Raw genomic sequence first — 26,344 nt, forward strand, 5'->3', positions numbered from 1 at the left:
AAGAAAAGAAATGCTTACAGATCCAATTTCAGATTATTTGACCAGGATTAGGAATGCCAGCAAGGCAGGTCATAGGGTAGTGGATATCCCCGCTTCCAATCTAAAGAAACAGATTACCAAAATATTGTTCGACCAAGGATATATTTTGAGCTACAAATTTGAGGAAGACGAAGTACAAGGGAACATCAAGATCGCCCTTAAGTACGATAAGTTTACCAAAGAGCCCATCATCAAAAAATTGCAAAGGGTAAGTAAGCCCGGTTTGCGTAAGTATGCAGGTTCTGATGAGCTACCAAGGGTATTGAACGGTTTGGGTATCGCTATTGTGTCTACTTCACATGGAGTAATGACCAGCAAGCAGGCCAAACAAGAGAATGTGGGTGGCGAAGTATTGTGCTACGTATATTAATTGAGAAAAGAGTAGAAAAATGTCAAGAATAGGTAACAATCCAATTACACTTCCTGCTGGAGTGACTGTTGAGGTAAAAGACTCAATAGTAACTGTAAAAGGTAAACTTGGGGAACTTTCACAAGAGTTTTCAGAAGTAGAGGTGAACGTAGAGGATGGCAGTGTTTCAGTAGTAAGACCTTCCGATTCCAAGGAGCATAGGGCAAAACATGGTTTGTACCGTGCTTTGATTGCCAATATGGTAAAAGGAGTTTCACAAGGATGGAACAAGGATTTGGAATTGGTGGGTGTTGGATACAGAGCCAGCAACCAAGGACAGAAATTGGATTTGGCCCTGGGCTTCTCCCACAACATCATCTTGGACATCGCTCCGGAGGTGAAAGTTGAGACCATTTCCGAAAAAGGGAAGAACCCGATTATAAAACTAACATCGCACGACAAGCAATTGGTAGGTCAAGTAGCTGCCAAGATCAGATCCTTCCGTAAGCCAGAGCCTTACAAAGGAAAAGGTATCAAGTTCGTAGGTGAGCAATTAAGAAGAAAAGCCGGTAAATCAGCTTAATAATTAAGACTATGGGATTATCTAAGACTGAAAGAAAATTACGCATCCGAAGAAGAATCAGAAAAGTATCCTTCGGAACTGAAACAAGACCAAGATTGTCTGTGTTCAGGAGCAATAAAGAAATATATGCCCAGTTGATCGACGACAACAAAGGGGTAACCTTGGCATCTGCCTCATCTAGGGATAAGGAATTCGATGCGAACGGTACCAAAAGTGATGTCGCCACAAGCGTGGGTAAGGCCATAGCGGAAAAGGCCCTTAAGCTAGGAATCGAGGCCGTGGCTTTTGATAGGGGAGGAAACCTATATCACGGAAGAGTAAAATCATTGGCTGAAGGAGCTAGGGAAGCAGGACTAAAATTCTAAGAAAACTATGTACCAGAATTACAAGAACGTAGAGATAGTTAAGCCAGGTGGACTGGAGTTGAAAGACCGTTTGGTTGGAGTACAAAGGGTTACCAAGGTAACCAAGGGTGGTAGAGCCTTTGGTTTTTCAGCGATTGTCGTTGTAGGTGATGAGAATGGAGTTGTTGGACATGGTTTGGGAAAATCCAAAGAAGTTGCCACAGCTATTGCAAAAGCAATTGAGGATGCCAAGAAAAACTTGGTTCGCATTCCTTTGAACAAAGGAACCCTTCCTCACGAGCAAAAAGGTAAGTTCGGTGGTGCCAGGGTATATATCCAGCCAGCATCACACGGTACCGGAGTAATTGCAGGTGGAGCTGTAAGGGCGGTATTGGAAGCCGTTGGTGTACATGACGTATTGTCAAAATCACAAGGTTCCTCTAACCCTCACAACGTGGTAAAAGCTACTTTTGATGCCTTGTTGCAATTGAGAAGTGCCGATACCGTTGCCAAACAAAGAGGAGTTTCTTTGGAAAAAGTCTTTAAAGGATAACAATAAGTTGATAGTTCATAGTTGATGGTGTAAAAAGGATTTTGATAGAACCAAATCCAATAACTGACAACTGATAACTGAACACTGAAAACTGATAAAATGTCAAAGATTAAGGTAAAACAAGAAAAAAGCGCCATCAAAAGGCCAGAGAACCAAAAAAGAACTTTGGAGGCTCTTGGTCTGCGCAAGATAGGACATGTTGTGGAACACGAAGCAACGCCTAGTATCCTTGGAATGATTAATAAGGTAAAACACTTGGTTTCCACTGAGGAAGCTTAAATATAAGGCACATGGATCTAAATAATCTTAAGCCAGCCGAAGGCGCTGTGCACAAAGAAGGAAAACGTTTAGGTAGGGGTGAAGGTTCCGGTAAAGGTGGTACTGCTGCACGTGGACACAAAGGAGCCAAGTCTAGATCTGGATATTCCAAGAAAATTGGTTTTGAAGGAGGTCAGATGCCTTTGCAAAGACGTGTACCTAAGTTCGGTTTCAAGAACATCAACAGAAAAGAGTACAAAGGAATCAATTTGGGCAAATTGCAAGAGTTGGTAGACAATGGTGCCATTAAAGGTGAAGTTACCTTGGATACCTTGATCGACAACGGACTGGCCCACAAAAATGATTTGGTAAAGATTCTGGGTGATGGCGAATTGAAAGCGTCCCTAAAAGTATCTGTACATAAATTTACTGCTTCCGCTAAGGCCGCTATCGAGGCTGCTGGAGGTGAGGCAATAAGTTTATAAGGAATAGAGCAGCATGAAGAAATTTGTTGAGACCATATCTAATATCTGGAAGATTGAGGAGCTGAGACAGCGTATCATCTTAACCCTTGGGCTATTGTTGGTTTACCGATTTGGTGCCCAGGTAGTTCTTCCTGGTATTGATACAACCCAATTGGCCCAGTTGACCTCTCAAACGGAAAGCGGGATTTTGGGTATATTGAATGCTTTTACGGGTGGGGCGTTTGCCAATGCATCCGTTTTTGCCTTGGGTATCATGCCATATATCTCTGCATCCATTGTGGTACAGTTGATGGGAATCGCGATTCCTTATCTTCAAAAACTACAAAAGGAAGGAGAAAGTGGTAGAAAGACCATCAACCAGATTACTCGTTGGTTGACCATCGGTATCTGTATTGTTCAGGCCCCAGCCTATTTATATGGATTGGGAGCTTTGGGTGTGCCGGATAGCGCATTCGTTTTGGGCAAAGGATTGGATTTCATCGTGCCTGCAGTGATCATTTTGGTTACCGGGTGTGTGTTCGCCATGTGGTTGGGTGAGAAAATCACCGACAAGGGTATCGGTAACGGTATCTCCCTTTTGATCATGGTGGGTATCATCGCTAGAATGCCACAAGTATTCGCCCAGGAATTCGTATCAAGGACCACTAACAACACTGGTGGTATCATGTTCATTTTGATCGAAGTTATTGTTTGGTTCTTGGTAATCTTGGCCAGTGTTTATTTGACCATGGCCGTTAGGCAGATTCCAGTGCAATATGCCCGTAGAACAGCTTCTGGAGGATACGAAAAGAACATCATGGGTGCAAGACAGTACATTCCTTTGAAGTTGAATGCTTCCGGGGTAATGCCTATCATCTTTGCCCAAGCCATCATGTTCGCGCCAAGTTTGTTGGGTAGAACGTTCAACAATACCGCTGTAGGTCAGTGGATGGAAGTTCAGTTCGCCGATATTTTTGGTTTGGCCTACAACATTTTGTTTGCCGTTTTGATTATCATTTTTACCTACTTCTATACTGCGATCACCGTGCCTACCAATAAAATGGCAGATGATTTGAAGAGAAGTGGTGGTTTTATCCCAGGTATCCGTCCAGGTAAAGAAACTGGGGATTTCTTGGATCATATCATGTCTTTGATCACCTTGCCAGGTTCCATTTTCTTGGCCCTTTTGGCTGTTTTGCCGGCCATTGTGGTAAAGTTGATGGATGTTCAAGCAGGTTGGGCCTTGTTTTATGGAGGTACTTCCCTATTGATCATGGTCGGTGTTGCGATAGATACTGTACAGCAAGTGAATTCTTATTTGTTGAACAGGCATTATGACGGCTTGATGAAAACCGGCAAAAATAGAAAAGTAGCATAATTTATGGCAAAGCAGTCGGCAATAGAACAAGACGGGACTATTATTGAAGCATTGTCTAATGCAATGTTCAGGGTAGAATTGGAAAATGGGCATGTTGTTACGGCGCACATCTCGGGGAAAATGAGGATGCACTACATCAAATTGCTCCCTGGAGACAAAGTAAAGTTGGAAATGAGCCCATACGATTTAACAAAAGCAAGAATTACTTATAGATACTAGTTACAATGAAGGTAAGAGCATCAATAAAGAAGAGAAGTGCCGACTGCAAGATTGTTCGCAGAAAAGGCAGATTGTACGTAATCAACAAAAAGAATCCTAGATTTAAACAAAGACAAGGGTAATTATGGCAAGAATTGCAGGTGTAGATATACCTAAACAAAAGCGTGGCGTTATTTCGCTTACCTACATTTTTGGTGTGGGCAAGAGCAGGGCGCAAGAGATTTTGAAGACAGCCCAGGTAAGCGAGGATACCAAGGTTTCAGATTGGACCGATGACGAGATCGGTAGAATTAGGGATGCAGTTTCCGCTTTCACTATTGAGGGTGAGCTTCGCTCCGAGACCCAAATGAACATCAAGCGTTTGATGGATATCGGTTGTTACCGTGGAATCCGTCACAGAGCTGGTTTGCCACTAAGGGGTCAACGTACAAAGAACAACTCTAGGACCAGAAAAGGAAAGAGAAAAACTGTTGCTAACAAGAAAAAAGCAACTAAATAATAAAACATAGTCATTAGTCTTTAGAGTTAGAAGAATCTGTTTGAAATGTAAAAGTCTAGGATTCCAATAACTAAGAACTAACACTAGAAACTAAAAAGTATGGCAAAGTCAAATACCAAAGTCGTTAAAAAACGCAAAGTAATCGTAGAATCTACGGGAGAAGCTCACGTAGTGGCTTCTTTCAACAACATCATCATTTCCCTTACCAACAAAAAGGGTGATGTGATCTCTTGGTCATCTGCAGGTAAGATGGGATTCCGTGGATCTAAAAAGAATACCCCATATGCTGCCCAGGTAGCCGCCGAGGATTGTTCCAAAGTAGCTCACGAAGCAGGATTGAGAAAAGTGAAGGTTTATGTAAAAGGACCAGGTAACGGTAGGGAATCTGCTATCCGTTCCATCCACAACGCTGGGATCGAGGTTACCGAGATCGTAGACGTTACTCCACTACCACACAATGGTTGTAGACCTCCAAAAAGAAGAAGAGTTTAATCAATTTTAATAATGGCCCGATAAGGGTCTTCACCCAGAAGGCGCAGTTTAGATTATCGAAGGATTAGCCTTAATTCATAATCGCGCTTTCCAATTTTAAGAAGATGGCAAGATACACAGGACCAAAAACTAAAGTCGCCAGAAAGTTCGGCGAAGCAATTTTCGGGGACGATAAGTCTTTTGAAAAGAAAAATTACCCTCCAGGGCAACACGGAGCTAGCAAGCGTCGTGGTAAAAAATCGGAATATGCTGTCCAGTTGATGGAAAAGCAAAAAGCAAAATACACCTATGGTATTTTGGAAAGACAGTTCCGTAACCTGTTCGAAGAGGCCAAAAGAAAAGAAGGTGTAACCGGTGAGATCCTACTTCAACTGTGCGAATCCCGTTTGGACAACGTGGTGTACAGAATGGGAATTTCCCCATCAAGAAGAGGTGCGCGCCAATTGGTTTCACACCGTCATATCACTGTTAATGGTGAAGTAGTGAACATTCCTTCCTACAAATTGAGAGCTGGCGATGTAGTTGGTGTTAGGGAGAAATCTAAATCCGTTCAGGCCATTGAAGATTCATTGTCGGCCAACAGCTCCGTTTATGAATGGATCACTTGGAACCCTGCGAAAAAAGAAGGTACTTATGTATCCGTTCCAGAAAGATTGCAGATTCCAGAGAACATCAAGGAGCAGCTGATCGTCGAATTATACTCTAAATAAGAATTCAACATTAATCCAATTATGGCATTACTTAATTTTCAGAAGCCCGATAAAGTTATAATGATAGATTCAACAGATTTCGAAGGGAAATTTGAATTTCGCCCTTTGGAACCTGGCTATGGATTAACAGTTGGGAATGCGCTGAGAAGGGTATTGCTTTCCTCTTTGGAAGGTTTCGCCATCACTTCTGTGCGCATAGATGGAGTTGAACATGAGTTTTCTGTTATCCCAGGCGTTGTTGAAGACGTAACTGAGATCATATTGAACCTAAAACAAGTTAGGTTTAAAAGACAAATTGATGATGTTGAGAGCGAGACCGTTTCCATCTCCGTTAGTGGAAAGGAACAATTGACCGCTGGAGATTTCCAAAAGTTCATTTCAGGATATCAAGTACTTAACCCTGATTTGGTGATCTGTAACATGGATCCTAAAGTGAGCATCAACTTGGAGATCGTGATCGAAAAAGGACGTGGATATGTTCCTGCTGAGGAAAACAAAAAATCCAACGCACCGCTTGGTAGCATTGCTGTGGATTCAGTTTACACCCCGGTAAAGAACGTAAAATACAGCATCGAGAACTACAGGGTTGAGCAAAAAACCGATTACGAAAAATTGGTTTTTGAAATCATCACCGATGGTTCCATCCATCCTAAAGATGCGTTGACCGAAGCTGCAAAAGTTTTGATCCACCACTTTATGTTGTTCTCTGACGAGCGCATCACTTTGGAAGCTGACGAAATTGCACAGACCGAAACCTATGATGAGGAATCTTTGCACATGCGTCAGTTGTTGAAGACCAAATTGGTAGACATGGATTTGTCCGTAAGGGCATTGAACTGTTTGAAAGCCGCCGAGGTGGATACCTTGGGAGATTTGGTTTCCTTCAACAAGAACGATTTGATGAAGTTCAGAAACTTCGGTAAAAAATCCTTGACAGAATTGGAGGAGTTGGTTATCAACAAAGGCCTTCAGTTTGGAATGGATTTGAGCAAATACAAATTAGATAAAGATTAATTAATCATATTTTGCTCTCCCTTTTGGGATTTGGAAGCAAGATGATAAACTGTAAAAATGAGACACGGTAAAAAAATCAACCACCTAGGAAGAACATCGGCCCACAGAAAGGCCATGTTGGCCAATATGGCTTGTTCCTTGATCGAGCACAAAAGAATCAACACCACTGTGGCCAAGGCCAAAGCTTTGAAACAGTATGTTGAGCCTTTGATTACCAAAGCTAAGACAGAGAACAACCAGACTGCCGAAAAAGGTATGCATAACAGAAGGGTTGTTTTCAGCAGCTTGAGAAACAAATATGCCATCACCGAATTGTTCAGCACCGTTGCTGAAAAAGTTGGGGACAGACCAGGTGGGTATACAAGGATTATCAAATTGGGTAACCGTTTAGGTGACAACGCTGATATGGCCATGATCGAATTGGTCGATTTCAACGAGTTGTACAACGCAGGTGACACCAAGAAAAAATCTACTCGAAGAAGCAGAAGAGGCGGTGGTGCTAAAAAAGCGGAAGCTCCGGCACCTGCAGCAGCCGAAACCAAAACTGATGATTCTGAAGAATAAGAACAATGTTATTAACTATTGCATTAGTGGAAAAAGGATAAGTGAGAACTTATCCTTTTTTTATGTTTTTTTGCCATAACTGAAATTTTTAGAACACGACATGAAGTATCACACAAAGAAAAAAGCATTGATTTTGTTGGCCGATGGAACCATTTTCTATGGTAAAGCCGTTGGTGGTAAAGAAGGTACCGCTGTTGGGGAAGTATGTTTCAACACGGGGATGACAGGGTATCAAGAAATTTTTACCGATCCCTCCTATTACGGTCAACTTATGGTGACCACCAATGCCCATATCGGTAATTACGGTACCAATGAAGATGAAGTGGAATCCGATTCTGTGAAAATAGCAGGGCTTATTTGCAAAAATTTCAGTTATGAATATTCAAGGCCCAGTGCGGATTCAAGCTTGTTGGATTTCTTGAACAAAAGCAACCTGTTTGCCATTTCCGATGTGGATACCAGGGCTCTGGTAAGCTATATTCGCGACAATGGTGCCATGAATGCCTTGATTTCTACACGAGTGGACGAGATCGATGCCCTAAAAGAAGAATTGAAACAAGTTCCTAGCATGGAAGGCTTGGAACTTTCCTCAAAGGTATCCACTAAAGAACCTTATTATTATGGTGAGGAAAATGCGGAGTACAAAATCTCAGCTTTGGATATCGGTATCAAAAGGAACATTTTACGCAACCTTGCCAAAAGGGGAGCCTACATAAAAGTATACCCGTACAATACTCCATTTTCAGAAATGAAATCATGGAACCCTGACGGATATTTTATTTCCAACGGACCTGGGGATCCAGAACCATTGACAGATGCAATCGCCGCCACCAAGGAAATGATAGGTTCGGACAAACCCGTATTAGGAATTTGTTTGGGCCACCAAGTATTGGCTTTGGCCAATGGCGTATCTACCTATAAAATGCACAACGGTCACAGGGGAATCAACCATCCTATCCTCAATTTGGTGACGGGCAAGGGAGAGATTACTTCCCAAAACCATGGATTTGCCGTGAACAGGGAAGAAACCGAAGCTCATCCGGAGCTGGAGATTACCCACGTGCACTTGAACGACCAGACCGTTGCTGGTATCCGAATGAAGAACAAAGAGGTGTTTTCGGTACAATATCACCCAGAGGCTAGCCCTGGACCACATGATGCCGATTACCTTTTCGACCAGTTCTTCGATGCTATCAAAACAGCGAAAAACTAAAACGTTATAGTTTTATTTTTAAGCATTTATGTACGTTTTGTGTGCAATATGTTAAAGTTAAAAGGCGCTGCTTTTGTATCTTTACCTAAATAATCACAACTATAAATATTGAATAAAAATGAGCATTATTATCAACATTCATGCAAGACAGATATTGGATTCAAGGGGTAATCCTACCGTTGAGGTAGATGTAGTTACCGAAAATGGTACTTTGGGGCGCGCAGCCGTTCCATCAGGAGCCTCAACAGGGGAGCATGAAGCTGTTGAGTTGCGCGATGGAGGAAGCACTTTTATGGGAAAAGGTGTTACCAAAGCCGTTAACAACGTAAATTCAATTTTGGCCGAAGAGTTGATTGGAACCTCGGTTTTTGAACAAAACTATATCGATCAAACCATGATCGAACTGGATGGTACCCCAAACAAATCCAAATTGGGAGCAAACGCTATTTTAGGTGTTTCCTTGGCTGTGGCCAAAGCCGCTGCCAATGAGTTGGGTATGCCTCTTTACCGTTATGTGGGTGGAGTGAGTGCCAATACCCTACCTGTCCCCATGATGAACATTATCAACGGTGGATCCCACTCAGATGCCCCTATTGCATTCCAAGAGTTTATGATCATGCCGGTTAAGGCCAAAGATTTTAGCCACTCCATGCAGATGGGTACCGAAATCTTCCACAACCTTAAGAAAGTATTGCACGATCGTGGGTTGAGTACTGCAGTTGGTGACGAAGGTGGTTTTGCTCCGACTCTTGAAGGTGGAACTGAAGATGCTTTGGATACCATAGGTAAAGCTGTTGCCAAAGCGGGTTACAAATTGGGTGACGATGTAATGATCGCCTTGGATTGTGCTTCCGCAGAATTTTATGTGGATGGCAAATACGATTATACCAAGTTTGAAGGAGATAAAGGTAAAGTAAGGACTTCTGCCGAGCAGGCCCAGTATCTTGCAGATCTTTGCGAAAAATATCCGATCATTTCCATTGAAGATGGTATGGACGAGAACGATTGGGAAGGTTGGAAGCTATTGACCGAGAAAATCGGTGACAAAGTTCAGTTGGTAGGTGACGATTTGTTCGTGACCAACGTGGAGCGTTTGTCTAGAGGTATCGAAAATGGTATTGCCAATTCTATCTTGATCAAAGTAAACCAGATTGGAACTCTTACCGAGACCATCGCAGCCGTGAACATGGCCAAGAATGCCGGATATACTTCTGTAATGTCTCACCGTTCTGGAGAAACCGAGGACAATACCATTGCCGATTTGGCCGTGGCTTTGAACTGTGGTCAGATCAAGACTGGTTCTGCTTCCCGAAGCGACCGTATGGCCAAGTACAATCAATTGTTGAGAATTGAAGAAGAATTGGGTGATACTGCTTACTACCCAAAAGAAAAAGCCTTCAAGATCAAATAATCATAATGATTTGTTAGTGTACAAAAAACCTTTCCCATTTGGGAAAGGTTTTTTTTTGCTACAGTAATAAACTTTGTCTAAATTGAATATTCAACAGAATAAACCTTCAAAATTTCCCATATGAACAATTTCCTTTTTGTTTCCGCAGAAAATGATGCCCTTGCCAGTTGCAAAGCCGGTGGTATGGGTGATGTGGTTCGTGATGTGCCCAGACAGATTTCTGAGCGAGGGGATAAGGTACATGTTATTGTACCTGCGTACTCGAGATTGCATCATGGGGGACTGCCGAAGGCCACGTTGAATTTTTCATTGAGGGGATTGAATTATACCGCGGAATTGTTCGAGGTAAAACCCAAAAAAGAATTCCCGAACATCTTCCATTATGTTTTGCACCATCCTGAGATAGAAGCTGGGGATATCGCCCATATTTATCACAACGACCCTGAAGAACCATTCTACACCGATGCCATCAAATACTTTATTTTTTGCACCGGGGTTGCGGAAGCTATCAAAAAGGGAGCTTTTGGAGATTTGGATGTGGTTCACCTGCACGATTGGCACACGAGTTTGTTGTTGTTTTTAAGACAATACCATCCTGATTATACCAATTTAAAGGATATAAGATTTGTATATAGCATCCACAATTTGGCCATTCAGGGTATCCGTCCCTTTGATGGCAACTATTCTTCCGTAAAGAACTGGTTCCCCAATGTGCCGTTGGATTATCAGCGGTTGATGGATTACAGGTACCAGGATTGTATCAACCTAATGGCCGTGGGTATACGATTTGCAGATGCCGTGCATACGGTTTCTCCTTCCTACAAGGACGATGTATTGTTACCGAGTTCACCGCCGGAATTCATTGGTGGCGAAGGATTGGAAAAAGATCTGCAACAAGCCGATTCGGAAGGAAGGCTTTTTGGAATTTTGAACGGGTGCAACTATAAGAACATCAACAAGGAGGAAAAAGGAAATATCTACCGGAATACTGTTAAGGCATTATTCGGATGGCTTCAACAGGAAGACAAAAAATATAAGGCCGACTTTTTGGCCCACACCGGAGAAAAGATCATGGATTATGTGGTGGATAGGCCCAAGTTCATAGCCTCCAGTGTGGCCCGGCTAACGGAACAGAAATTCTATTTCATCATGCGTTCGCCCGATGCTTTTGTGGAAATTCTTAAAAAGTTGGAAAAGGTGGACGGTATTTTTATGCTGTTAGGTACCGGTGCCCCGGAATACGAGAGTATGTTCCGAAAGCTAAGTTATGAGCACAAAAACTTCATCTTTACAAACGGTCAATCCGAAAAACTCATCGACTCCATGTATTTGGAATCCGATCTGTATTTCATGCCGAGTCTTTTTGAACCCTGTGGCATAAGCCAGATGTTGGCCATGCGCAACGGAAATCCGTGTTTGGTTCACCATACCGGGGGGTTAAAGGATACAGTGGAACATATGAAGACTGGCTTTAGCTTTGATGGCAACACCTATGACGAAAAAATTGAGGACATGCTCAAAGTGTTCGATCAAGCACTGGATGTATTTGCCAATGACAAGCCCACTTGGAAAAAAATACAGGCTGCAGCCAAGAAAATGCGCTTCACTTGGCAGAAGTCAGTGGACGAATATTATACGCTTTTGTATAAATTGGACTAGCTGGGTTTTAACCTTTAAATTTTATTGTTAACAACAGCACAAATAGGTGTTGGAAATTGTTAATGGTCGCGCTTTTTCGTAATTTCCGCATTCCATTTTTACTAATCTATTAAAATATAAAATGTCGGATACAGCTATACTCGAATATGAGGGAAAACGGTATGAATTCCCTGTAATTAAAGGTACGGAAGATGAATTGGCTATAGATATCAACACCCTTAGGGCCACAACAGGAATGGTGACCATAGACCCGGGATATAAAAACACCGGATCTTGCGAAAGTGCCATTACCTTTTTGGATGGTGAAAAAGGAATTTTGAGGTATCGTGGATATTCAATTGAAGAGCTAGCTGAAAAAGCCGATTTTTTGGAGGTTGCCTATCTTTTGATTTTTGGCGAGCTACCAAACAAGGAGCAACTTGCCAAATTTCACCGTGATATCAAAGAAGAATCCCAAGTAGATGAGGAAATGAAGAAGATTTTGGATGGTTTTCCAAAAGCAGCTCATCCGATGGGTGTTCTATCTTCACTTACCAGTGCTTTGGTTGCTTTCAACCCAAGTTCTGTGGATGTTTCCTCCGAGAAGGCCATGTACAATTCCATTGTACGCATTTTGGCCAAGTTCCCGGTTTTGGTTGCGTGGACCATGCGCAAAAAGAAAGGCCTTCCCTTGGATTATGGGGATGATTCTTTGGGTTATGTGGAGAACATCCATAAGATGATGTTTAAAAGACCCAACCAAGAATACAAAAAAGATCCAATTGCCATTGATGCTTTGGACAAATTGTTGATTCTTCATGCCGATCACGAACAAAACTGTTCTACGTCCACCGTTAGAATCGTAGGCTCTTCCCATGCAGGCCTATTTGCCTCATTATCAGCAGGTATTTCTGCATTGTGGGGACCATTGCACGGTGGTGCCAACCAAGCTGTATTGGAAATGTTGGAAGCTATTGAAGCGGACGGAGGGGATACCAAAAAATATATGGCCAAGGCCAAGGATAAAGATGATCCATTCCGATTGATGGGCTTTGGTCACCGCGTGTACAAAAACTTTGACCCGCGTGCCAAGATTATTAAAAAAGCTGCGGATGACGTGTTGGGCAACTTGGGTATCGATGATCCTATTTTGGATATTGCCAAAGGATTGGAAAAAGAAGCCTTGGAAGACCCATACTTCGTGGATAGAAAATTATATCCCAACGTGGACTTCTACTCTGGGATCATCTATAGGGCGTTGGGCATTCCAACTGAAATGTTCACGGTAATGTTTGCCTTGGGCCGTTTACCCGGATGGATTGCTCAGTGGAGGGAAATGCGTTTGAGAAAGGAACCTATCGGAAGACCTCGTCAAATTTATATTGGGGAAAACCTAAGACCATTTGTTCCTTTGGAAAAAAGGTAAGATTTGGGAGATGAAATAAAAAAAGGGCGGATACACCGCCCTTTTTTTTGTCATAACTGTCCGGCCGAACCAAGGTTCAGTGATCGGTCACTATCATGGCACATTCGCATAATTTCACAATGGTAATATTTTCTGATTTCAGAGAGGTTCTCATTGCCTAACATGCTTTTGGATCTCTCGAATTCCTGATGGATAAAATTATGGGCATCAATGGAATTAAGGCTCCTTACGGTAGAATCCAAGGAATTATGATATCTTTTGAGGGAAGCATCGACCTTTAAGGTACTCCAATCCCAGCTATTGTTGGGATGATTCGCAATGGATTTGAAATCCTGTGGAAAATCATCATGGGAAATGCAGTCCTGGTATTTTGCGGAATAATTTGTTGAGATTGTTTTGTTGATGCTTTTTGAGTCATCAACCTTGCCAATGGCACGAAAAGCATTCATGCTTCCCAAAACGGCGAAAGCACTTGCAAGCAGCATGGATGAAAATAACAACTTTTTCATATGTAGGAAAAATCTTAATACAAATGTAATTAATATTTTTTTTCTTTCATCGATTTATGTGCTTAAAATGTTCGAAATACACAATTTTTAAACATTTGATAAACAAAGGGTTGTAAAATTTTGTTTTTTGATAATCCTAAATAGGAAGGACCAAATCCACCTGTGTGTAGTCCTTTTTTGTAAGTGGAAAATACGGACTAAAACACTAGATTTGCCATAGAATTTATGCGGGAAAACCCCAATGTGTTTTAAAAAAGTGCAATGGGACATAAAATTCGCAGACTATGATAAGATTGAATATCGTTGATGAGACCAGTCCGTTGAGATCGGTTATTTTGGGCACTGCACAAAGTAGTGGTCCTATCCCATCTTTAGAGGAAGCCTATGATCCAAAATCCATGGAGCATATATTGGCAGGTACCTATCCCAAAGAGGAAGATATGATCAAGGAAATGGATGCTTTTGCCCAGGTTTTCCACAAATATGGTGTTCAAGTTTTCAGACCAGAGGTATTAACGGATTGCAACCAGATTTTCGCTCGCGATATTGCATTTGTTATTGAGGATAAATTGTTTCATTCCAATATCTTACCGGATAGGGAAAGAGAATTTGAAGCCATTCATGAGGTATTGGAAATGATCGACCCCAATAATGTTATCAGGCCACCACAAGAAGTACATATAGAAGGTGGGGACGTGATGCCATGGAACGACCATATCTTCATAGGGACATATACCGCTCCGGACTACAAGAATTACATTACAGCACGCACCAATAGGGAAGCTGTGGAGTTTATCCGTGATATGTTTCCCCATAAAACCGTAAAATCATTTGAGCTAAGAAAATCCAATACCAATCCTAGAGAGAATGCCCTTCATTTGGATTGTTGTTTTCAACCTGTAGGAAAGGATAAGGCCATTTTGTACAAAAACGGATTTTTGGTAGCGGAGGAGTACGAATATTTGGTGGATTATTTCGGTCCGGATAATATCTTTGAAATCGATAAGGAAGAAATGTACCAAATGTTCAGCAATGTATTTTCCATTTCTCCCGAAGTGGTGGTTTCCGAAAGGAATTTTACCCGTTTGAACCATTGGTTGCGCGATCAGGGTTTTACCGTTGAGGAAATTCCCTATGCCGAGATAGCTAAACAAGAAGGTCTGTTGCGTTGTAGCACCATGCCCTTGATCAGAGAATAAATGAATACTACTTCCTGCTGCCACAGGTAAGCCAAATACATACAACAGTTGAGAGCACAGATTACCAACACCATTCTTATGGTTCGTCCCGTGAATTTTCGGATGAACGAACAAACGGCGGTCAATAATTATTTTCAGGAAGACCCGCATTTAAAAAATACCGTAATCAACCAACGGGCGCAGGAAGAGTTCGACCAGTTTGTAAAAGTACTGCGGGAGCATGGCGTTAATGTCATTGTGGTAGAGGATACTTTGGAGCGAGACACCCCGGATTCCATTTTTCCGAACAATTGGGTTTCCTTTCATGAAAGCGGAACCGTTTGTATTTACCCCATGTTTGCCTTAAACCGCAGAAAGGAACGTCGCGAGGACATACTAGATCTTTTGGAGGAAGAAGGATTTGTGATCAATGAGGTTATGGATTATACGGTTGCTGAAGAGGATGATATCTTTTTGGAGGGAACAGGGAGCATTCTCATGGACAGGGTCAACCAAAAGGCCTATTGTGCCCTTTCGGAACGGGCCCATGAGGAACTGTTTATTGAGTTCTGTGAGGATTTTGATTGTTTTCCGGTCATTTTCCATGCCAACCAGTCTGTTGATGGCAAACGCCTTCCCATTTATCACACCAATGTGATGATGGCCTTGGCAGAGACTTTTGCGGTGATTTGTTTGGATTCCATTGACGACAAAAAGGAACGCAAGAACGTGGTGGACCACCTTAAAATGGATGGAAGGGAGATCATTTCCATTACGGAGGAACAAATGAACCATTTTGCGGGTAACATGTTACAAGTTATCGGCGCGAATGACCAACGTTATATGGTCATGAGTACCCAAGCATACAAAAGCCTTAGCGATGCACAGATCAAGGCCATTGAAAAACACGGTCCCATCATCCACAGTTCTTTGGATACCATAGAGCTTTGCGGTGGTGGTAGTGCCCGTTGCATGATGGCAGAAGTGTTTTTACCCAAAACCAATTTACAATAATCAATTATCAGTGTTCAATGGAGTGGATTCATTTGAGCAGTCATATAGGCCAAGTTCATAAATTCTGAAGACATTCAAGTCATATTAAACGACCCTATAATACTTTCTCATTGCTTATTGAAAATTGTTTATTGCTCATTGTTCATTGATAATTGAACATTGAATTCATTATCTTCGATCATGCGCAGAAATTTTGAAATATTGGGTTTTACCATGTCGTGTTTTGCCGTGGTCACCCAATTGATTTTGATGCTTCATAACCGTGAAGCGAGCCTAGGCGAGACTTTGTTGCGCTTTGTTGGTTATTTTACCATCCTCACCAATACTTTGGTTGCTTTATACTTTGCCGTTCGGGTGTTTGGTCTTAAACGGCGTATGTGGGTTTTATTCCATAGAAGGGCGACGCCCATGGCACTTACCGCGTTTATTTTGGTGGTTTGTTTGGTGTACCAAGTGGCTTTGCGGAAGATTTGGAACCCTACCGGTTTGCAAATGATCGTGGATGAACTTTTGCATACCATCGTCCCCATTTTCATGTATGTATATTGGTTAATGTTCCAGGCTCGAAACCTTGTTACTTGGCAAGACCTTCGTGCTTGGTTAATGTATCCTGTTCTCTATTTATTGTGGATATTGTTTAGGGGATATTATTCCGGTTTTTATCCATACCCGTTTTTAAACATGGACCAGTTGGGCACAGGAACTTTGGTATTGAATATTTCCATGGTGTTAGCCTTGATGCTTTTGGTCATGGCAGCCCTTTATTTCCTCGGAAGACTCCTCCGACCGAAACAATGAACAGTTTACAATGGGCAGAACAATGTACAATGAGCAATAAACAGAAAACAATTTCAAATTGTTGTCTCTCTCTGTCATTTTGAGTGAAACGAAAAATCTCTAGGGGTTTGACACGAATTGCACCAATTTTCACGAATGTATTATTGCCATTTCGAACGTCCCGATAGTTATCGGGAGTGAGAAATCTAAACCCCTTTGGGATTTCTCAATCGCTGCGTTGCACCTCATTTCGAAATGACACTTTCCGCCATGCTGTCCCGATAGCTATCGGGATTGTTTCAGCATCTTGTTGTTTTGGATGGGATTCCGTGTCAGGCACGGAATGATGTTGCCTTGTCATTTTGAGTTATGTCCTGAGCGTAGTGAAGGAGCTACGAAAAATCTCTTTTAGGGGGTTGACACGAATTGCACCAATTTTCACGAATACATTATTGTCATTTCGAACGTCCCGATAGTTATCGGGAGTGAGAAATCTAAACCTGTTTGGGATTTCTCAATCACTGCGTTGCACCTCATTTCGAAATGACACAACTTACCTTTCCGATGCTGATGGGGTTATTACGGAAAAGCGTAAGTAATTTCCCTTGAAAAATGTATATTGAACTGATATTTAATATGTTATTTGATTAGTTGCTGTTAACCTTAACAAGAGTTATTATGATTTATAAAGTATTTGAACAAGATGCTAATACACTATTGGAAAAACCGGAGACAGGAATAGGTTATCAAATAATATCGGCATTTCAGTATGAAAGACATATAATGAGAAAGTTTGTCGTTTATAATACTAATCTGGCCGTTGAGTTGGATTCAGAATTTATTTATCATAAAAATCAGGTTGTACAGAGGGGATACAACCTAATGCTCGGTAAATCTGATGTGATAATGCTCGAAACCAATTCCATCAAAGTTTTGAAAAAAATTGACGTTGAAAATAAAATCGATTATACAAATAACTTAAATAATAAAGGCCGATATTCTGGAGGTAAGGGTGCAATTGATAACCCTGAAGAACGTTCCAATGGTACAGAAAGTTTTGTTAGGATTTCTGCTTATGAAGATGACCGAAGAGTAGATATGGTAAATAAGAAATTAAAACCTGGTTCATTTGCTACAACCAAAGTAGATTATTTAAAGTGTGTAATGTTAAATGATAATCCAATAGATAGGTATGCCTTGCCAAATGATGAGGAGATTAAATGGGCATTTCATATAAATCCAAAACTAGGTGACATTTTACAAAGAGGAGTTGTTCAACCAGCTTTTGGACATATTGGTGGTGGTATTGAAGCATACTTTAAGAGTGGTACTTCAGATGGTACTTTAATATCGAAGAGACCATATGGCAAATAGGAAAGTTTTAAAATTATCCGAAAAATATGCGACATATTTGGAAGAGCTTCCAGAGCAAGGAATGGGTTATCAATTGGTAGATATTAAATTGAAGGATGGTAGAGTTTTGTTAAGCAGAGTAGTGTTGAATTGTATTTTTTTAAAACTCAAGGATGATGAGGATATAAAAAATGATGATATTATGGACCTTAAGATATGTGATGATTATTAAGTGAAATTGAAGTACCCAGTTATGTTTTGTAAAGAATTATGTCATTAATAGCTTTTAAACTTATTTTCTTAACCCTTTCACCAACCCTCTAAGCGCAGCCACCACTTGTTGCACTTCTTTGCGGTCAAACGTATCTTCTTCTAAATAAAATAACATCTCTATACCATAATCCAGAACTTTTGCTAGTTCTTCAGGAGTGCCGTAGCTATCTTCAATCCAGTTTAATAAAACCTCATCATGTATCATATCAATCCAAAACTTGTCATATATGACATTAACTACGGTAAATATAAACCTTTTCTTGACTTGTCAAATATGGCAAGTATGGAAAAATTGGAAATTCTGAGGAAAATAGGAGAGAACATTAAAGAAGCGCGTCTCAAAAAAGGCTATACCCAAGTGGATCTAGTGGGTAAAATCGAGGCTAAAATTGACACTACAAACATTTCAAGAATCGAAAAGGGAAGAACCAATGCCACGATCATAACATTATATCGCATCAGCCAAGCCCTGGATATTCCATTATCTGAAATCTGCAAGCTAGAAGCTTAAAGCTTATAACTAAAAACTCACCACTAAAACCTACTGCTCCTCTTCCGAAACCGTAAAACCACGGATGGCTTGGTTGGGTTCCATGATGTTATAACCCTTCCAAAACTCGGGGTCATAGTTGGGCATATAGGTAGCCCGTACGGTCTTGTCCTCCTTGTAATTGGTAAAAGTGCCTTCGGGAATTTCTTCTTGATTAAAGACCACTAATTCCCATTTATTGGTCATGTTCATGCGAAAATCGATGTTCAACAACAGCTCGTTCTGCTTGCGGCGACCCTTTACGTGCTTGTTCTTTTCCACCACTTTTAAAGGTCGGTCCACGGCAAAGTAGCGTCCTTCGGCAAAATCCATAAACTGAAGATCATATTTACCACTGGGCAATTTGGCAAAGCGCATGGTGCCCTTGTATACATTTTCACGGTAGGTAATGCCCAACAATCTAAAATTGCGCAAACGCTTGGTGTTCTCAAAGTCGAGGCGCATAATGGCAAAATCCTCAATATTGATATACAGTCGGCCCCTAAAATCGGCACTACTGCGCTTGGGTTCAAAGTCGATGACGTACACCCCGGCATCGTTGATGTCCGCGTAGCCCACCAGTTTAAACTCGTAGCGGTTGGTTTTTTCAACCAGGTCCAGTTTGGTGTTTTCCTTGTAGTAGAGTTGGCTCAACATTTCACGAAGTTCGCCCCGTTGGCTGTCCGTCAATCCAGAAATGCTATCCTTTTGCATTTGGGCCTTCACCTTTTTCATCTGCTCCACACGCTCGTCATCAAACGTATCGATGATGGAGTCCACCTCTATCTTTTCACTAAAAATCCCCGATTTTATCTTGAGGTACGAACCCTGTTTCACGTTCTTTTTAAAAATCTCCTCCATGTGTTCGGCCAATTCCTCAAAAGAGCTTACGTTTCTTTTATCGAAAAGGTCCGCCGCCTTAAAAATGTCCAGTTTATACTTGGTGTGGTGCTTGTACAAATCACCCAAACTTTCGGTATAGTGATGAGCGTTTTTGGGAATGGAGTTGGCAATACTGTCCATAAGTTCCTTGTTCAGTTCCTTGATGGACGATTTTTCAAACCCAAAATCCACTTTTTGCATATTGGCCAGTTCGGAGGTTCGAAGGAAAAAGCGTTGCTTTATAGGATCTTTGTTCACGTTCTGGGGGATACGCTCTTTCATTTTCTCGATGATGTCATCCACCTCCAGTTCCTTGTCGAACACGTATACCCCACTCAGTTCAATGGCTTTGGAATTAATCAAAATGGTGCTGTCCTGCAATTGTTCCAAGGAGAAGCCTTTTTTTTCATACCCCATGGATGTAACATAAATAGAATCGGGTAAAGTGGCACCTGCATCCAACACAAAACTGAATCGGCCTTCCTCATTGGTGATCACGCCTTGGTACTCCCCATATTGCACGGTAGCATAGGGAATGCCTTTTTGTGTCTTGGCATCTACCAACCGGGAGCTTACGGTCTGTGCCGAGAGGGGCAAGCCTATGAAAAGGATAAATAGTAAATGGATCAGTGTTTTATTGATTGACATAGCTTTTTTTAAAGGTTCTACCATAAAGACACCTTTTGGGGGCCAAAGGTTGCTTCGGTGATTAGACGAGCTTTTGGGGAATTTGTGACAAAGGTCGGTAAACATTGGTCAATTTTCAATGGACAGCAATCAATTAACACTGTGGTCATTGCTTATTGCCCATTGTCATTTTGAGTGAAACGAAAAATCTTTTTTATGTTTTGACACGAATTACACGAATTACACCAATTTACTCGAATGACTTGTCTGGGTGTCATTTCGAACGTCCCGATAGTTATCGGGAGTGAGAAATCTCATAAGTCATCGATAGAAGTGGGCAAATTATCCGCGCGGTGGTCCAATAGTTTTCGGAAGAATTTTTGAACGGCCATACTATCCGAACGCACCTTGATGAAATGATGGTCCATAAAAATGGAATAGACCGCCATATCGCCTTTATAAAGATTCAATTTATAGTAAGGTATGATTAATCCAAATGTTTCCAACAACGATCGGAACCGTATAATGATGCCCTTGGGACGCAATTCAATATTGCAGGTGTCCAAGTTGTTGTCCAAGATCAACAGGTTATGGATTTCCACACTGGCTTCGGTTATAAAAAGTTTGGGACTGCCAATGCCGCCCATGGCAAAGCGTTCCCTTAAGGGAAAGGGTTTGCCCACAGCCTCGTCTATTTTTTTGGTGATGTTTTTATCTGAGTATGAAACGTTCAACAGCATCTTTACAGTTTTTGTCCAAACCGCAACAGGTTTCCTTCGCCATCAAGGGCGGAAAACTCCCGAAGACCCCAAGGCTTATTGCCCAAAGGTCCGTTAGGATGTACCACGCCGGTTTTTTTCAGTTCGGCATAAAGTCCATCCACATCGGTCACATGGATGTAGCAGCTGGTGTTTTCTGGAAAAATCTTATCGTTGCATTTGGCAATATGTAGTTCAATTTGATCCCTACCGATCACGGCATAATGGTCATCTACCCAGCCCTGCTTGTCAAAGCCGAATTTCTCTTGATAAAAAGCGACCGATTTTCGTACATCAAGGGCAAAGAGTACCGGAACGGCGCGTTGTAAATGTTCCATCTGCTAGTTTTTTCTAAAATTACAGTTTCTAGGATGTCAACACTAGTCCAGATTGCCAAAAAAGGGCAAAAAATATGTAGTTTTGCAGGCTGAAAAGCCTTTTAGATGAGTTTGCAGAACGATTTGACCCAAAAAGTGATCGAGGCGGTAAAACAACTGTATCAAGTTGACCTGCCTGCGGTGGAATTTCAACCTACCCGAAAGGATTTTGAAGGGGATATTACCGTGGTGGTATTCCCCATGTTACGCTTTGTTAAGGGAAATCCGGTTCAAATCGGCACACAGATCGGGGAATATCTGCAACAACATGTGGAGGAAGTGGCCAAATGCAATGTGGTCCAAGGCTTTTTGAACATTGTGATAGCGGAAAGCTATTATCTGAATTTCTTCAACAGCATCAAGGATGAGGTGGATTTCGGTTATGTAAAAACACCATCACCGGGGGCTACCATGGTGGAATATTCATCCCCCAATACCAACAAACCGCTGCACTTGGGGCATATCCGAAACAACTTATTAGGGTATTCGGTTGCCGAAATTTTGAAGGCTTCTGGTAAAAAAGTATACAAAGCCCAGATCATTAATGATCGTGGTATCCACATCTGTAAAAGTATGCTGGCCTGGCAGAAATTCGGGAAAGGGGAAACCCCAGAATCCTCTGGAATGAAAGGCGATCACTTGGTAGGGAAATACTATGTGGCTTTTGATAAGGCCTATAAGGAACAGATTGCGGAATTGGTAGCTGGAGGAATGCCTAAGGAAAAAGTTGAAAAGGAAGCTCCTATCTTGTTGGAAGCCCAAGAAATGCTACGTAAATGGGAGGCTGGAGATTCAGAAGTGGTTTCCTTGTGGAAAACAATGAACGCTTGGGTATATGCAGGTTTTGATACCACATACAAAAACCTTGGGGTTGATTTTGATAAACTGTACTACGAGAGCGATACCTACTTGTTGGGTCGCGATGTAGTAAAGGATGGACTTGAAAAAGGAGTCTTTTTTAAAAAAGAAGATGGCAGTGTGTGGATCGACCTGACCGAAGATGGCTTGGACGAGAAAATCGTATTGCGTTCCGATGGTACTGCGGTATATATGACCCAGGATATTGGCACGGCTCTTCAAAGAGTAACCGATTTTCCTGACATCAAAGGAATGGTGTACACGGTAGGTAACGAGCAGGATTATCACTTTAAGGTCCTTTTCCTCATCTTGAAAAAGTTGGGATATAGTTGGGCCGAAAAATTGTACCACCTCAGTTATGGGATGGTGGATCTACCAAGCGGTAAAATGAAGAGCAGGGAAGGTACTGTGGTAGATGCCGATGATCTGATTCAAAACATGGAAGAGACCGCCGAGACCATTTCCAAGGAACTGGGCAAATTGGATGGTTATTCCGAAGAGGAAAAACAAAAACTGTATAAAACCATAGGTTTGGGGGCTTTGAAATATTACATCCTAAAAGTAGATCCCAAAAAACGTATCCTGTTCAACCCGGAAGAATCCGTGGATTTTCAAGGGAACACGGGTCCGTTCATCCAATATACCTATGCTAGGATCCAATCCATTCTAAGAAAGGCGGGTTTTGACGTCTCGACTGCGCTCGACGTGACAATGGAGCTTCATGAAAAGGAAAAGGAACTTTTGAAACAGATCCAATTGTTCCCAGAAACGATTCAACTTGCGGCCGAAAATTACAGTCCAGCGCTTATTGCCAACTATACCTACGATCTGGTAAAGGAGTTCAACTCGTTTTACCAACAAGTGTCCATTCTCGGGGAAACAGACGAGCAAAAGAAAAACTTCAGGGTGCAGTTGTCCAAGAAAGTAGGGGAGGTGATTCAATCTGCCTTTAGACTTTTGGGGATTGAAGTACCCGAACGAATGTAAAAACCCTCCTATGTTTGACAACTGTCAAACATCACCTCCCTTTTAAGGGAGGAATTGTGAATCAGGATTAAAGTGCTGGGAAATTTCCCAAAGCACAAATTCCAGGTTTTCGAAAACCATTTTATTTTCGAATCGGATAACGGTGAAGCCTAAGTCATTTAAGACGACGGTTCGGTTATTGTCATATTCTATGGCTTGCGGGGTATTGTGCACTTGTCCATCAAGCTCAATTACAAGTTTCTCGGCAGCGCAATAAAAGTCAACAATATAGTTCTTGATGCTATGCTGTCTATTGAAGCGACGTCCTTTTAACTTTCTGGCTTTTAGATGTCGCCACAAAAATGCTTCTGCAGGGGTTAAATTCTTTCTTAACTTTTTTCGATAGGGAAGTAGTTCCTTTCTATTGTGGATTCTTCTTTTCATCAATCTCAACTTTAAGATTCCCCTCTTACCATAAGAGGGGTTGATTCAGTGTTGCTGAATCGGGGAGATTGATTGGGATAAATATAAGAAATCAGAAATTGATTCTGAAACTCACGTTGGGAGTAATGCCCAAGGATACATTGTCCACGGTTTCAATTTCATCCTCATCGTTTACCCGATAATATCGATTCAATGTGTTTTTACGATTGGTCAGGTTCAAAACCGAAAGCCCGGCATTGGCATTGATTCTCGGACTCAATCTAAAACTGTAAATGGCCGAGGCATCTGCCCTGAAATACTCGGGTAACCTGCTACTGTTCGGGGATTTAAAATTGATTCTGGAGGGTGTATAATCCGTGTCCAAACCTTGGTCACCATCCATTGGCTCCGTGTAAGGCTTGCCAGTACGGTAGTTCAGGCCGATACTTAATTTAAGGTTGTTGTAGGTATAGGTCCCGGCAAAAGTAAGGGTATGGGTAATGTCTAGGTTATTCGGAAACTTCTGGGGCACTATGGAATCAAAAGTGTAATCGTTCTTGTTGTAGGCATAGCTAAGCCATGTGCTGTAATTCTCGCCTTTTTTGTTGATAAGGAATTCAATCCCTTTTACATCATAACTGCCAATTTCACCTGAAAATTGGTACTGGTTCTGAAAACCTTGGGTGCTGGTACTAATGCCATTCACTTGTTTGTAGAAACCTTCCAATCCAACGTAAAAATGGTTTTTCTCATAGTTCATTCCCACAGAACCTTGCTTGCTTTTGGTCACGGGTAGGGAACTATCATTGGAGAGGATCCATCGGCGTTTCTCAATCCCCAAAAAGTTTTGCTCCAAATCTACTACTTGGTTGGTGGTCTGACTTTTGAACTCACCCAAAACTTCTGCCCTTAAATAATTGGCCAATCTAAAATTGAGATTTACCCTAGGTTCGATCAACAATTCTTTGAAGGTGTTCAGGTTTTCAATAAAATTGAAACGGGTACCTACTTTGGCAATAAACGTGTTTTCTGGAGTGTGGTAGTCGATTTCGGTATAAGGTGCATGAATTCGAACAACCCCTTTTATTTTGCTGTCGAAATTGGGTTCGTTTAGCACGGTGGTATTGGTAATGCCGGTTTCAATATATTGGTAGCCGTTGTTCCAGTTGAATTGGTCGGTCAACTTATAATTGGTATCCAGTTTTAACGCGTTTTCTATGACCTCGTTTTGTTGGAACAATTGCTGTACCTGGTTCCCAAAAACGTTCTGCGCATCCAAATTATATCGGGAATAATAGATGTTCAAATGAGAGGAAAACCTGTTGTTCCACTGACTTTGTAACTGCCCGCCAACGGAAAGGTTGTCCTGTTTTAAAAGACTGATATTGATTTCCCGATCGGTAATATTATCCTCAATGTACCTTAGGTTGTTCTTGATGTGGATGGCACTCAACCGCAATTGATGTTCGTCATTGAGGTTGTACAGGATCTTTCCTGAAAAATCATAAAAGAAAAAATCTTCCTTTCTTACAATTTCATCATCTACAGAATTGTTGTTCTCGTCAGTGATTTCACTATCCTGAAAAGCGCGTTCAAAAAACTGGTTGTAGGTAGGGGAGTTCAAAAAATCGGTAGCAGACCGTCTTGCCGCAAATTGAATTCCCAATTTTTCGCTGAGGGGAACTTCGGTATAAAAATCCCCGCTGATTAGGTTAAATCCGGCCCCTCCTTTCCACTGATCGGTAATTTTGTTGCTGGTTTCCATTTGGATTACGCCGCTCACGCCATCACCATATGCAGCCGGAGTGCCATTTTTATAAATGGTCACTTGATCAGTCAAATATGGATTGAAGGCGGATATCAACCCAAAAAAATGTCCGGACTGATACATTTTGATGCCGTTCCACAACACTAGGTTCTGATCGTTGGTTCCACCTCTCACATTGATATCGGATACGGTCTCATCAATACTTTTAATACCGGGAAGGGCTTGAACGGTTTGAAGAATATCAGGTTCGATCTGCCCAGGTAGAATCCCGAATTCGGCTGTGTTCAGGGTGATACTTGCATCTTTCTCCTTGATGATACCTGTGGTAAGGAATTGGTAAACGATGACTTCGTTCAGTTGTTCCATGTGTGGTGTCATCAAAATTTTAGGACATTCCCCCAATCCGAGGAACTCAGCGACACTCATGTTTTGGGTAAGAAATCCTAAATAACGAATACGTATGGAAGCATCCTTGGGAACATCTTGAATAGTGAACTTGCCATCGTCCCCAGTAATCAAGGCTCGATTGGTTCCTAATATTTCAACGGTAGCTCCGGGTATGGAGTTGTCCGCAAAATTGTCCAGTACCATTCCACACAGATCAACATGCGAATTTTTGGTCAGGGTGTAATACCGGTCGTTGAGCTTTTTGTACTGAATCTGAAACTGCGCTTGAATATAGGATAGGATACCTTCCAATGACTCCGGAGCTTGTGGGGCATCAATAGTTAATCCTTCAAGGTCTTCATTGATATAGGAGAATTTTACGCTGAAACGTTCCTCCAAGGTTTTGATATAGGAAACAAGGGCAATGGAAGGTTGTTGTTCTTCCTGGGCATGAATGGAAACCAAACAAAAAAGGAAAAACAAGAAACCCAATAAGAGGCTTATATGCTTA

The 26,344-nt window shown here is 41.7% G+C and carries 32 protein-coding genes; 25 read left to right on the top strand and 7 right to left on the bottom strand.

Going from position 1 to position 26,344, the window contains the following annotated elements:
- The first annotated feature begins 10 nt into the window (after window positions 1-10).
- The 18 genes from rpsH to LKX84_RS00605 all read left to right on the top strand — a co-directional run bounded on the left by rpsH (window position 11) and on the right by LKX84_RS00605 (window position 13,154).
- Window positions 11-409 (top strand): 30S ribosomal protein S8, encoded by a 399-nt coding sequence (rpsH, locus tag LKX84_RS00520; RefSeq protein ID WP_228234952.1) that lies wholly within the window; start codon window positions 11-13, stop codon window positions 407-409.
- Window positions 410-428: 19 nt separating this feature from the next.
- On the top strand, window positions 429-971 hold the full coding sequence (gene rplF / locus LKX84_RS00525) for a 50S ribosomal protein L6 (protein WP_228234953.1): 543 nt from the start codon (window positions 429-431) through the stop codon (window positions 969-971).
- 11 nt (window positions 972-982) lie between these two features.
- The gene (gene rplR, locus LKX84_RS00530; protein ID WP_228234954.1) at window positions 983-1,336 is read left to right on the top strand and encodes a 50S ribosomal protein L18; all 354 of its coding nucleotides are present in this window, start codon (window positions 983-985) and stop codon (window positions 1,334-1,336) included.
- A gap of 7 nt (window positions 1,337-1,343) precedes the next feature.
- Complete coding sequence (gene rpsE / locus LKX84_RS00535; protein WP_127023955.1) at window positions 1,344-1,868, top strand: 30S ribosomal protein S5; 525 nt, start codon at window positions 1,344-1,346, stop codon at window positions 1,866-1,868.
- A gap of 99 nt (window positions 1,869-1,967) precedes the next feature.
- The gene (rpmD, locus tag LKX84_RS00540; protein ID WP_119639420.1) at window positions 1,968-2,147 is read left to right on the top strand and encodes a 50S ribosomal protein L30; all 180 of its coding nucleotides are present in this window, start codon (window positions 1,968-1,970) and stop codon (window positions 2,145-2,147) included.
- A gap of 11 nt (window positions 2,148-2,158) precedes the next feature.
- Window positions 2,159-2,611 (top strand): 50S ribosomal protein L15, encoded by a 453-nt coding sequence (gene rplO / locus LKX84_RS00545; protein ID WP_228234955.1) that lies wholly within the window; start codon window positions 2,159-2,161, stop codon window positions 2,609-2,611.
- A 13-nt stretch (window positions 2,612-2,624) separates the two neighbouring features.
- The gene (gene secY, locus LKX84_RS00550) at window positions 2,625-3,968 is read left to right on the top strand and encodes a preprotein translocase subunit SecY (protein ID WP_228234956.1); all 1,344 of its coding nucleotides are present in this window, start codon (window positions 2,625-2,627) and stop codon (window positions 3,966-3,968) included.
- Between the two features lie 3 nt (window positions 3,969-3,971).
- Complete coding sequence (gene infA / locus LKX84_RS00555) at window positions 3,972-4,187, top strand: translation initiation factor IF-1 (RefSeq protein ID WP_008239515.1); 216 nt, start codon at window positions 3,972-3,974, stop codon at window positions 4,185-4,187.
- A gap of 5 nt (window positions 4,188-4,192) precedes the next feature.
- Window positions 4,193-4,309: a type B 50S ribosomal protein L36 gene (ykgO, locus tag LKX84_RS00560; RefSeq protein WP_010519235.1), complete on the top strand. Its 117-nt coding sequence runs from the start codon at window positions 4,193-4,195 to the stop codon at window positions 4,307-4,309.
- 2 nt (window positions 4,310-4,311) lie between these two features.
- Window positions 4,312-4,686, top strand: coding sequence for a 30S ribosomal protein S13 (gene rpsM / locus LKX84_RS00565; protein ID WP_163635131.1), 375 nt, complete (start codon window positions 4,312-4,314; stop codon window positions 4,684-4,686).
- Window positions 4,687-4,785: 99 nt separating this feature from the next.
- Window positions 4,786-5,178, top strand: a complete 393-nt coding sequence (rpsK, locus tag LKX84_RS00570; RefSeq protein WP_228234965.1) for a 30S ribosomal protein S11 — start codon at window positions 4,786-4,788, stop codon at window positions 5,176-5,178.
- A gap of 104 nt (window positions 5,179-5,282) precedes the next feature.
- A complete protein-coding gene (gene rpsD / locus LKX84_RS00575) occupies window positions 5,283-5,888 on the top strand; it encodes a 30S ribosomal protein S4 (protein ID WP_228234967.1) in 606 nt (201 codons plus the stop codon).
- Window positions 5,889-5,909: 21 nt separating this feature from the next.
- Window positions 5,910-6,902, top strand: coding sequence for a DNA-directed RNA polymerase subunit alpha (locus LKX84_RS00580; RefSeq protein WP_119639426.1), 993 nt, complete (start codon window positions 5,910-5,912; stop codon window positions 6,900-6,902).
- Window positions 6,903-6,959: 57 nt separating this feature from the next.
- The gene (gene rplQ / locus LKX84_RS00585; protein WP_228234969.1) at window positions 6,960-7,466 is read left to right on the top strand and encodes a 50S ribosomal protein L17; all 507 of its coding nucleotides are present in this window, start codon (window positions 6,960-6,962) and stop codon (window positions 7,464-7,466) included.
- A 100-nt stretch (window positions 7,467-7,566) separates the two neighbouring features.
- The gene (gene carA, locus LKX84_RS00590) at window positions 7,567-8,679 is read left to right on the top strand and encodes a glutamine-hydrolyzing carbamoyl-phosphate synthase small subunit (protein WP_228234971.1); all 1,113 of its coding nucleotides are present in this window, start codon (window positions 7,567-7,569) and stop codon (window positions 8,677-8,679) included.
- Window positions 8,680-8,797: 118 nt separating this feature from the next.
- Window positions 8,798-10,090: a phosphopyruvate hydratase gene (gene eno / locus LKX84_RS00595; protein ID WP_228234973.1), complete on the top strand. Its 1,293-nt coding sequence runs from the start codon at window positions 8,798-8,800 to the stop codon at window positions 10,088-10,090.
- Window positions 10,091-10,210: 120 nt separating this feature from the next.
- Window positions 10,211-11,749, top strand: a complete 1,539-nt coding sequence (locus LKX84_RS00600; protein ID WP_228234975.1) for a glycogen synthase — start codon at window positions 10,211-10,213, stop codon at window positions 11,747-11,749.
- Between the two features lie 121 nt (window positions 11,750-11,870).
- Complete coding sequence (locus tag LKX84_RS00605; RefSeq protein WP_228234977.1) at window positions 11,871-13,154, top strand: citrate synthase; 1,284 nt, start codon at window positions 11,871-11,873, stop codon at window positions 13,152-13,154.
- 50 nt (window positions 13,155-13,204) lie between these two features.
- Here the strand turns inward: LKX84_RS00605 and LKX84_RS00610 are convergent, their stop codons facing one another.
- Window positions 13,205-13,663, bottom strand: coding sequence for a hypothetical protein (locus tag LKX84_RS00610; protein WP_228234979.1), 459 nt, complete (start codon window positions 13,661-13,663; stop codon window positions 13,205-13,207).
- A gap of 284 nt (window positions 13,664-13,947) precedes the next feature.
- Here LKX84_RS00610 and LKX84_RS00615 point away from each other — a divergent pair, with 284 nt between their 5' ends.
- From LKX84_RS00615 to LKX84_RS00635, 5 genes are all read left to right on the top strand, one after another.
- Window positions 13,948-14,862 (top strand): dimethylarginine dimethylaminohydrolase family protein, encoded by a 915-nt coding sequence (locus tag LKX84_RS00615; RefSeq protein ID WP_228234981.1) that lies wholly within the window; start codon window positions 13,948-13,950, stop codon window positions 14,860-14,862.
- 78 nt (window positions 14,863-14,940) lie between these two features.
- Window positions 14,941-15,855: a citrulline utilization hydrolase CtlX gene (gene ctlX, locus LKX84_RS00620; protein WP_410548865.1), complete on the top strand. Its 915-nt coding sequence runs from the start codon at window positions 14,941-14,943 to the stop codon at window positions 15,853-15,855.
- 180 nt (window positions 15,856-16,035) lie between these two features.
- Window positions 16,036-16,653: a Pr6Pr family membrane protein gene (locus LKX84_RS00625; protein ID WP_228234983.1), complete on the top strand. Its 618-nt coding sequence runs from the start codon at window positions 16,036-16,038 to the stop codon at window positions 16,651-16,653.
- 657 nt (window positions 16,654-17,310) lie between these two features.
- Entirely contained in the window at window positions 17,311-18,006 is a 696-nt protein-coding gene (locus LKX84_RS00630) for a hypothetical protein (protein WP_228234985.1), read from the top strand.
- Window positions 17,996-18,217 carry a hypothetical protein gene (locus tag LKX84_RS00635; RefSeq protein ID WP_228234986.1) on the top strand — a complete coding sequence of 74 codons (222 nt, stop codon included), beginning with the start codon at window positions 17,996-17,998 and terminating at the stop codon, window positions 18,215-18,217. Before LKX84_RS00630 ends, LKX84_RS00635 begins: the two co-directional genes overlap by 11 nt.
- Before the next feature lie 60 nt (window positions 18,218-18,277).
- Here LKX84_RS00635 and LKX84_RS00640 read toward each other — a convergent pair whose 3' ends face one another.
- The gene (locus LKX84_RS00640) at window positions 18,278-18,463 is read right to left on the bottom strand and encodes a hypothetical protein (RefSeq protein WP_228234988.1); all 186 of its coding nucleotides are present in this window, start codon (window positions 18,461-18,463) and stop codon (window positions 18,278-18,280) included.
- A 78-nt stretch (window positions 18,464-18,541) separates the two neighbouring features.
- Between LKX84_RS00640 and LKX84_RS00645 the strand changes: the two genes are divergently transcribed.
- Window positions 18,542-18,769 carry a helix-turn-helix domain-containing protein gene (locus LKX84_RS00645; protein ID WP_228234990.1) on the top strand — a complete coding sequence of 76 codons (228 nt, stop codon included), beginning with the start codon at window positions 18,542-18,544 and terminating at the stop codon, window positions 18,767-18,769.
- A 30-nt stretch (window positions 18,770-18,799) separates the two neighbouring features.
- Here the strand turns inward: LKX84_RS00645 and LKX84_RS00650 are convergent, their stop codons facing one another.
- The 3 genes from LKX84_RS00650 to LKX84_RS00660 all read right to left on the bottom strand — a co-directional run bounded on the left by LKX84_RS00650 (window position 18,800) and on the right by LKX84_RS00660 (window position 21,392).
- A complete protein-coding gene (locus LKX84_RS00650) occupies window positions 18,800-20,341 on the bottom strand; it encodes a DUF5686 and carboxypeptidase regulatory-like domain-containing protein (RefSeq protein ID WP_228234992.1) in 1,542 nt (513 codons plus the stop codon).
- A gap of 269 nt (window positions 20,342-20,610) precedes the next feature.
- Window positions 20,611-21,036, bottom strand: coding sequence for a hypothetical protein (locus LKX84_RS00655; RefSeq protein WP_228234994.1), 426 nt, complete (start codon window positions 21,034-21,036; stop codon window positions 20,611-20,613).
- 2 nt (window positions 21,037-21,038) lie between these two features.
- A complete protein-coding gene (locus LKX84_RS00660; protein ID WP_228234996.1) occupies window positions 21,039-21,392 on the bottom strand; it encodes a bleomycin resistance protein in 354 nt (117 codons plus the stop codon).
- 105 nt (window positions 21,393-21,497) lie between these two features.
- On the opposite strand from LKX84_RS00660, the gene argS reads away from it, so the two are divergent.
- The gene (gene argS, locus LKX84_RS00665; protein ID WP_228234998.1) at window positions 21,498-23,276 is read left to right on the top strand and encodes an arginine--tRNA ligase; all 1,779 of its coding nucleotides are present in this window, start codon (window positions 21,498-21,500) and stop codon (window positions 23,274-23,276) included.
- Window positions 23,277-23,318: 42 nt separating this feature from the next.
- Here the strand turns inward: argS and LKX84_RS00670 are convergent, their stop codons facing one another.
- Window positions 23,319-23,699, bottom strand: coding sequence for an endonuclease domain-containing protein (locus LKX84_RS00670; RefSeq protein WP_228235011.1), 381 nt, complete (start codon window positions 23,697-23,699; stop codon window positions 23,319-23,321).
- A gap of 91 nt (window positions 23,700-23,790) precedes the next feature.
- Window positions 23,791-26,316 carry a carboxypeptidase-like regulatory domain-containing protein gene (locus LKX84_RS00675; protein ID WP_228235013.1) on the bottom strand — a complete coding sequence of 842 codons (2,526 nt, stop codon included), beginning with the start codon at window positions 26,314-26,316 and terminating at the stop codon, window positions 23,791-23,793.
- Window positions 26,317-26,344: the final 28 nt, after the last annotated feature.

This window comes from Allomuricauda sp. M10 (assembly GCF_020782875.1).
Taxonomy (GTDB): domain Bacteria; phylum Bacteroidota; class Bacteroidia; order Flavobacteriales; family Flavobacteriaceae; genus Flagellimonas.